The organism is Methylobacterium longum (assembly GCF_022179385.1).
GTDB lineage: Bacteria > Pseudomonadota > Alphaproteobacteria > Rhizobiales > Beijerinckiaceae > Methylobacterium > Methylobacterium longum.
This window is the reverse complement of record NZ_BPQS01000097.1, coordinates 1-6,188: the sequence shown is the minus strand read 5'-3', so window position 1 is coordinate 6,188 and position 6,188 is coordinate 1. Positions and strand designations below refer to the sequence as shown.

Sequence of the window (6,188 nt, the reverse complement as noted above, 5' to 3'; positions counted from 1 at the left end):
CCCTCGCAACCCGCACTGTCTCAGCTGGGATCGTGCCGATCGGTTCCGGTCGCAGGCTCATCGGACATCTCCATACCAATGCCCCCGCCCCCTGATTCGCCGACAGTATCTAGGTGAAGTCGGCGACCCACAGCCTGTTCGGGTGGGCGGCCTTTAACTGGCGGTTGGCCCGGTCGAGCGGGCAGACGGCCCTGTATCAGGGATCGTCGTGCGGACTGTTTTGCCCCGCACGACGCCCTGCAGACCTATCGCTCGCATCAGCCGTGCGATGGTGCAACGAGCCGCCGTGATCCCCTCACGGGCGAGCTGCCGCCAGATTATGCGCACGCCGTAGACGCAGAAGTTCGCTTCGCACACGTGCCGGACCTCGGCCATCAGCACCGCATCCCGCTTGGCTCGGGCCGGCAGTCGTCCGGGATCGACCCGCCGCGCGGCATGGGCGTGATACGTCGACGGGGCGATCAGCAGCACGCGGCAGATCGGCTCGACCCCGTAGGCCCCGCGGTGATCGTCGATGAAGGCGATCATCGCTTGAACGGACGGTCGAGCTCCGCCTGTGCAAAATACGCCGATGCTTTTCTCAGGATCTCGTTGGCCTGCCGGAGTTCACGAACCTCTCGCTCCAGCGCCTTGATCCGCTCGCGCTCGTCCGTCGTCGGGCCCGCTCGTTGGCCCTGGTCCCGCTCGGTCTGGCGTACCCAATTCCGCAGCGTCTCGCCCGAGCAGCCGATCTTCGCAGCGATCGAGCGGATCGCACCGTATTGAGAGTCGTGCTCGCCCTGGTGCTCCAACACCATCCGCACCGCGCGTTCACGGACCTCAGGGGAGAAGGTGGGGTTCGCTTCGTCATGGCTCCATCCTCGCAAGAGTTGGGGCCTCCGGAAAACCCGGCGCGGTTCATCTTCGCGTGAAGCGAGGGGCAGGCCCAGACGTAGCTCTCGCTCTTGGTCAAAAGATGCCAAATCGCGACCGCGAGCTTGCGGGCGGTTGCGACAGCGGCAACGTGCTGGCCGCGTCGCGCCCTGACCCGCAGGAAAAAGGCTCGGAGTGGGCCTGGAGCGCGGGCTGCGGCCCAGGCGGCCTCGACCAACATGCCGCGGGCGTGACCGCGACCCTGCTTGGTGATCCGGCCGTGGTACGCGGGTCCCGGTCCTGATTGCCGCACGCTCGGGTTCAGACCGAGGTGCTGACAAGCTTTTGCGGCTCGTCGAAGCGGGTCACCTCGCCGATGGCCGCTGTCAACCCGAGCGCCACCACCATGTCGATGCCGGGGACCGTCATCAGTCGCTTGACGCTTTCGTCAGCGAGGGCCGAACGGGCGAGATCGCGCTCGATGACCTTCAGGTCCTCGCCAAGCCTGTCAAACTCGCGCAGGTGCCGCTCGATCGCGAGCCGTTCGTCCTCTGGCACGACCTGCTCGACGAGCCAGGCCCGGCCCTTGGCCCCGCAGAGGTCAGCGTGGGGACAGGATGGGATCAGGTGGCTGTGCAGGATCGACTGGATGATGTTCTTCAGCCGGGATCGCTACCGGACGATCTGGTTGCGGCGGGTAACCTGCCGGCGCAGCGCCTGGGTCGGCTCGCCTGGAACCCACACCTCCGGCAGGAACCCGCTCGCGTAGAGCTGCGCCAGCACGCCGGCGTCGATCGTGTCGGTCTTGATCTTGGCATGCGCGATCATCCGCACCTGCATCGGGTTGGCGATCACCACCTTCTTCACGTGCGGCGCGAGAACCGCCACAACGGCCGAGGCATTGCCGGTGGCCTCAACGACCACGACGTCATCCGCCGAGAGTTGCTCAGCGAAGGCGGTCAGAAGATCGCGACGCATGTCGACGCGACCCAGCCGCCTCAGCTTGCCATCATCCCACGCTACCGCTTCCGCGAAGGCGCGGTGAATATCCAGTCCGATAATCCGCATGCCCACTCCCCATGCTGGTTCGTCGACAAAAGCGGGAGCTGGCGGGCAACACGACACCTACTGATCCGCGCTCGCAGCGCATCCGGGAAAGTCGCAAGGGGCGGCCATGTAACGAGTTCGGGCTCTCAGCCCACTGTCTATCGACGGCCTGCCCGCACCTTCGTGCTCCCGGTGCCCCGCGTCCCAGATGGCCTCACCATAATGCCGTTCTCTGGGGAGAACAGCGGAACGAGAAGGCACCGCACGGGTACATACCGGATAACGGTCAAGTTGAGCGAGTGAACCGCACCATCAAGGAGGCCACGGTCAAGCGCTACCACTACGACAGTCACGATTAGCTTCGAACGCATCTGCAGCCGTTCGCGGCCGCCTACAACCACAGCCGCCGGCTCAGAGCTCTACGCGACCTCACACTCTACGAGTTCATCGGCAGACTTGGACGAAAGAGCCAGAACACTTCAGGCTCGATCCGTGACATCAGATGCCGGGACCGAAGATTTAATGGCTGGCCATGCTGCCATCGGCAAAACAAGACCGTGTATAACAGGAGTAAGAGAATTCTCGCCCATCCACATGAAAATGGTCCAAAGCGCTACATTGAAAGCAGCAGTTCCGGGTCCAGAAAATATAATATAGGTCATAAGCATGACATAAAACCCGCCGCCTAGTATTCCGTAATCTAAAATCATTCTTATTAAAGTAGGCGAGAAGACTTCGTAAGTGTATCTCATCGAATATTCTCGAACACTTCCTGGGCCGTGCCCAAATAGGGCAGACGGGATGTCTTGCTCAAACAGATAATCATTTAGCATTACAAACCCCGAAACAAAACGCGCATAACCGCTTGTGCCCGGCTCAGCGAATTCTCCTAAACGCTGAATGTAAATATCCAGCCATTCTGTCGATAGAATGAGTGTCGAAAGTCCAATGATACCGAAACCAGCTATCGTGAAGACAATTGCCGGCCGCCTAATAGCAAGAAAAGGAAATGCCGGTAATAGCGCGAGCAAACCCGTTCCTGAAAAAGTTACGCCTAAGCCTATTACAAGCGTCAAAAGTACAAACGGCCGAGTTCGGAAACTTAGTTCCGCAACAAGTGCAAGTGCTAGAAACTGATTATAAGTCGAAGGTTCTTGAAAAACGACCCCATTCGATTTTATTATTTCTGAACCAAAGTATAGAACATTAAGATTATTATAGTTTGCCACAATGAAGTCCGACGGAAGGTAGTCTATAAAGAACACTATTGGCCGCGGAAAAATAAATTGTCCGAAAAATTGCGCTGTGCCAGCAATGGCTAGTGCAATCATCATCTTTATGTAAAATTGTGATATATTTTTAAAGAAATTAGGCCCCACCTGTTTGAACGAAAATAGATAAAACGTGCTGAAAAATAGCACGAGAACGACCGATGGGATGGAGGCTCGATCTGACGACCAAAAACCCGAAATGCTGACCTGAAAAAGAAACAACGATGAAGCGCAAAAAACGTAAATCCGAATGCTCAATACTTGACGCAACAAGCAATAAAGCAGTAACGAAAGGAATATGGGCTCAAGTAGCCAAACTAGCCCCCCAGTACCGGGAATGGCAATCTTCTGAAGAACCGTAGTGGAAAGGATGAAAAATTTTGCGACGGAGAGTGGGAATTCAGCGTCGAGACGCTCAGGTGATCCAATTCCAGGCTCTTTTTTCATCTTATCAACGCTTTGGTGTGCCGATAACTGAAGCACAAACTTAGATCTGGTCTTTTTTGCGAAAAAATGGTTCAATAGCGTGTTTCATCATTGATTTTCCCGATCGCATGATACTTATGGCGCGGGCAGCTTTTGGAGTCCAGGAACCAAGATTAGGTGGAATTGAAAGCTTATTTGTCTGCGACGTTGCAAGGCTCTGTGGTGCCATATCAATCAGAAATCCCTGAAGAAATGCACGTGAACACCACTCAACATCTTCGCCTTCAAGCCAAGCAATGGCATCATTTAGAGGGCAAGACTTCCAGGCGGCGCGTCGCACATAGAAGGCTGAACCGTCGACGAACAATCCGGCTCTTTCATGCAGCAAAATGGGGTCGGCATCAGACAATTGCCGGCTACTAAGCGTCCGACGGCGAGGCAAAATCCCTGGCCAGACACTATCGCTTTGCGTCAATGATGGATATGGGATGAGGCGATTGTTGTGCAGAAAACTCGTGTTTGGACCCGATATATCAAACTCACGAGGAGTACGCGTCAACGCATCATTCGCAAGCTTGATGCGAGCATGAAGTATCACGATTTTTGGATTTTTTAAGCTATCTATTAGCAAATTTTTCTTTTTGCATATGAGAAAGCGATCGCCAGGAGGTTCATCATAATCTATCCAGCGCACGTCTTTATGTTCGCTCAGGAGCTCTCGGGCTGCATGCGGGCCGCATACAGCTATCTCACCAAACATCTCAGGCGAAAGTTCGGGCTGATTTCGAAGACTATCCAAGCAAGAATGCAGTACCGGTAATTCAGCTTTGTTGCCAGAAAAAATAACTCCTGCACTCCAAGCTGGTCCAAGCACCGGAGCATGACGCTCCATCACAATACGCCCGCGCTGATCAAAGTCGATCAGACTCGTGTCGTTAGCTAGAAATTTGAACGTACATTGGCGAACTAGGTTGAATGGAAAAACATAGGGTGGTGGGCCGGCGTCCATGAGTCCTTCGTCATTCACAATAAGCCGCCCGCCAGGGCGAAGCGCCCAAAGTGCATATTTTAATGCGCACGGCAGCAGATTCCTCCTTTTTATCTCGGCAGTGTTCACCACGACTTCGTCAAAATCGATCGCATTCCTGGCTTCTGCCAGCGTTGCTCGATTTGTGATTTCGAAGCGCTTCACATCTTTGCCTTTCACAATCTCTTTTGGGACGAGCATAGCCTTTTAACTCAGTTTTATTTGATTGTCCACTACTTCGACTTGACTGATGTCAGACATTTTGTCTTGATCTGCCAATAAAATTGTCGCGCCTCAGAGCGGCCGTATATTATAGGTAGTGAATGCATTGTTTTCATAGCCCGCCAATCCGACTCTGTTTAAAATTACATTCTGCGACAAAATAGTCAGCGTTATCATTATTCGAATGCAAAGTTTAAACATTTAACTTACGTTTGAAATGAGTTTATAATACATCGTGTTTAATTGTCAATTTTGCTTTGTAACATTTATCGCGCATGTTACGATATTTCATATTCTGGACAAGGAATTACACTTTCATATCAATAGATGTTTAAACCTCCCGTCTCCTTGCGGTTGGCTCAGGGAACGGAAGGAGCACTTATACCATCGTCGAGTTACCTGAAGGGACTTACGCGCCAGAGACTGTTTGAGCAACTGCTGCAGCTCTCTCTCTTGGAGATCAGACACTATCCGCCGTCAGCACTCCTGAGATAGACCGAGGCCCTTCACAAACGTAGGATTACTGGTTCAGCCGGCTCATTGACGGTTATGCTGAGGGCCTGATCGAACGGACCGAGTTCAAGCCGCGCATTACCGAGCCGAGGCATCGGGTGGTGCAATTAAAGGAGTAGGGCAAGGAGATCCGGGCTGCGAGTGAAGCAGAGCGCGAACCGACCTTGATTGTTGGCCAGTTAAAGCTCTTCTCCGCTCGTGCGCGCGTCGTGCACGCGAAAGCCTTAACGTTCTGGACCGGGCGGACAATCGCGATGTCATTCGCCTTATAGTTCGGCGTATCGAGGGGGATAAGCCGTTCGAATTGACGAGTATGCACGGCTTGCATTGCTCCTCACAAACGCAACCCTCAGACGCATCTCGTATGGCGACTACGCAATTTCTACACAGGTAGAAGGAAGCGGTGGCGCCAGCTGAGCCATAAGCGCCATATTAGAAACAAATTTCTCGATATTAACGATGTCAATTCTGATTAAATTTGCGGTGCTAGATTTGCGGCACGGCTTGTGATCTACAATGTTCTGGATTTAAGAATTCGTTAGCCAATCGGCGATTAATCAATCTGGCCGCCTATACTGAGAAGAAGAGATGATGTCGCAAAGTGCAGTTCGCCAAGATGTCGGCGGTGATCTCGCAGTGCAGCGTGCACTGATTACTGGCGATATCGCTGTCATCGTTGAACAAGCTTCAGAACAAGTGATTGAGGTAGCGGAAGCGACCGCCGATGCGGTTCTGCCCCCCGCGCCCTTCGTCGCCCGTGGCCTGCGTCTGGACTGGGCGGCCAAGCGGAGCCTGGACGTCGGCGTGGCGGTGACGGCGCTGTTCGTGCT

The 6,188-nt window shown here is 54.1% G+C and carries 3 protein-coding genes, 4 pseudogenes and 1 other annotated feature; of the genes and pseudogenes, 2 read left to right on the top strand and 5 right to left on the bottom strand.

The genetic code is table 11. The features are described from left to right. Window positions 1-112: 112 nt before the first annotated feature. From MFF58_RS31080 to MFF58_RS32700, 3 genes and pseudogenes are all read right to left on the bottom strand, one after another. Window positions 113-797: pseudogene (locus tag MFF58_RS31080) on the bottom strand (IS3 family transposase); the annotation flags it as partial. Continuing rightward, window positions 454-570: a sequence feature (AL1L pseudoknot), on the bottom strand. Its footprint overlaps the pseudogene before it by 117 nt. Window positions 798-1,096: 299 nt before the next feature. Further along, window positions 1,097-1,260, bottom strand: a pseudogene (locus MFF58_RS32705) (transposase); the annotation flags it as partial. 264 nt (window positions 1,261-1,524) lie between these two features. Then, window positions 1,525-1,920, bottom strand: a complete 396-nt coding sequence (locus tag MFF58_RS32700) for an IS110 family transposase (protein WP_373323419.1) — start codon at window positions 1,918-1,920, stop codon at window positions 1,525-1,527. Between the two features lie 218 nt (window positions 1,921-2,138). On the opposite strand from MFF58_RS32700, the pseudogene MFF58_RS31070 reads away from it, so the two are divergent. Next, window positions 2,139-2,395: pseudogene (locus MFF58_RS31070) on the top strand (integrase core domain-containing protein); the annotation flags it as partial. On the opposite strand, the gene MFF58_RS31065 reads toward MFF58_RS31070, so the two are convergent. Both MFF58_RS31065 and MFF58_RS31060 read right to left on the bottom strand, forming a co-directional pair. Further along, window positions 2,379-3,653 (bottom strand): hypothetical protein, encoded by a 1,275-nt coding sequence (locus tag MFF58_RS31065; RefSeq protein ID WP_238294104.1) that lies wholly within the window; start codon window positions 3,651-3,653, stop codon window positions 2,379-2,381. The pseudogene MFF58_RS31070 and the gene MFF58_RS31065 sit on opposite strands and share 17 nt — an antisense overlap. A 4-nt stretch (window positions 3,654-3,657) precedes the next feature. Beyond that, on the bottom strand, window positions 3,658-4,824 hold the full coding sequence (locus tag MFF58_RS31060) for a hypothetical protein (RefSeq protein WP_238294102.1): 1,167 nt from the start codon (window positions 4,822-4,824) through the stop codon (window positions 3,658-3,660). A gap of 1,122 nt (window positions 4,825-5,946) precedes the next feature. Between MFF58_RS31060 and MFF58_RS31055 the strand changes: the two are divergent. Then, window positions 5,947-6,188: pseudogene (locus MFF58_RS31055) on the top strand (hypothetical protein); the annotation flags it as partial.